Origin of the sequence: Moorena sp. SIO4A1, assembly GCF_010672065.1 — a bacterium.
GTDB lineage: Bacteria > Cyanobacteriota > Cyanobacteriia > Cyanobacteriales > Coleofasciculaceae > Moorena.
The window spans coordinates 1-1,777 of record NZ_JAAHHX010000490.1 but is presented as its reverse complement, the minus strand read 5'-3'; the positions used below and the strand labels follow the sequence as shown (position 1 = coordinate 1,777).

Genomic DNA, 1,777 nt, shown 5'->3' with positions numbered 1-1,777 from the left:
CTCCTCGAACAGAATCATAAAGGCTCAATGGTTGGCCTTTCAGTAACTCTGGATGGCTCTGTTACCCCAGAAACACAGAAGGAAGAGTTGGATTTTGCCCTAGAGGATGTTGATCACTACCAGTCACGTCAGGTTCTAGCCATTGATAATCTTGAGGGTGAGTTGACCCACTACCAGCAGTCCCAAGTCGAGAGGCTTGGCCAAACCTCTCTATTGCGTGGAGCTAAAGCCAGTTTAGTAGCACCGATTTTGGTGGCAGGTAACTTGATTGGCTTTCTGGCTGCCCATCAATGTTCACAGCCAAGAGCTTGGCAGGAAACGGAGATTAACCTTTTGACTCAGGTGGCGATTCAATTCAGCTTTGCTCTAAAGCAGGCTAATCTGCTCGAAAAGACGGAAAGAATTTCTCAAGAGCAAAGACAGGAAAAAGAAGCACTCCAGAAGCAACTGCTGGTACTGCTTGAAAATTTGCAAGGGGCAGCACAAGGAGATCTGACAGTGCGCTCTGACGTGACTTTGGATGAAATTGGGAAAGTTGCTGATGGTTTTAACACCATTATTGAGAGTTTGCAAACTATCGTAACCCAGGTCAACAACTCAGCGGTTGAAGTCAATACCTTACTGGAAAACAAGGAGGTGGTAGTCGGTCAACTAGCAGAAGATGCTCTTAAGCAAGCTTCAGAAACCACTCGCACCCTGCATTCAGTGGAGCAAATCACCGATTCGATTCAAGCAGTGGCTGAGCATGCTGATCAGGCGGCGAGGGTAGTTGATGGAGTTACAACCACTGTTGAAGCTAGCAGCACTGCTATTAACCTAACTCAGGAGAGTATCCTGGAATTGCGAGACACGATTGGGGAAACCACGTCAAGAGTGAAGCAGCTAGGTAAATTTTCCGAAAAGATTGCTAAGGTGGTTGCCTTGAGCAACATGCTCAAAGTCCAAACCAATGTTTTGACTATTAACACTGAGATTGAGGCTGCGCGGTCTGGTGGGATTCAGGGTTTTGTCGTGATTGCCAAAGAAGTGAATCAGCTTACCAACCAATTGATCAAAGCTACCCAGGAAATTCACAAGATAGTAGATGATATCGAGCTAGAAACGTCTCAATTAGTCAAGGTAATGGAACAGAGCACTGCTGTGGTGGAGAAGGGGACAAGTCGAGTTGAGGAAGCTAAGCAGAATATGAAACAGCTGAGGTCGGCTTCGTGCCAGATCGAGCAGCTAGTGACAGCCATTTCCCAAGGGAGTCTTTCCCAAACCGAAACCACTCAGAGCGTCGCTATGTTGATCAAAGAGATGGCCCAATTCTCCGAACGTACCGTTGATTCCTCTAGACAAATTTCAAGTTCCTTAACCTCAACTGTAGCCGTAGCTCAGGAATTGCAGGAGTCAGTTAGTGGTTTTAAAGATTTTTGATAACACCAGCTGTCAGCGGTTGGCCTATGGCCACGCTACTTGAGGTGCTGTCAGCGGTTGGCCTATGGCCACGCTACGCAAACAGCTTTGTGGCACAGCCTTTGACGCTGTGACTTAACTCAAATTAAACTAATACTTACCTCTTTTATTATTAACGCTTTCCTCCTTAACCGTGCCCATAAGCTGATAGCTGATAGCTGATAGCTGAATAGTCAAATTAAATTATATTAACTGTGTTCAAAAAACTTAAAGTTCCTCAAACCCTTGCTGTTCTAAGATCCGAAGTTACCTGTGCCCTTGTTTAAGGTTATTATGTCAATTGTCTCAGATTGACTTCATGGTACTCTCAGATTTTGGC

General features: G+C 45.5%; 1 protein-coding gene. It reads left to right on the top strand.

Annotated elements, in window-relative coordinates; all coding sequences use genetic code 11:
* Nucleotides 1-1,419: methyl-accepting chemotaxis protein (locus tag F6K53_RS39790; protein WP_293085522.1), on the top strand; the 1,419-nt coding region annotated here is incomplete at its 5' end.
* Nucleotides 1,420-1,777: the final 358 nt, after the last annotated feature.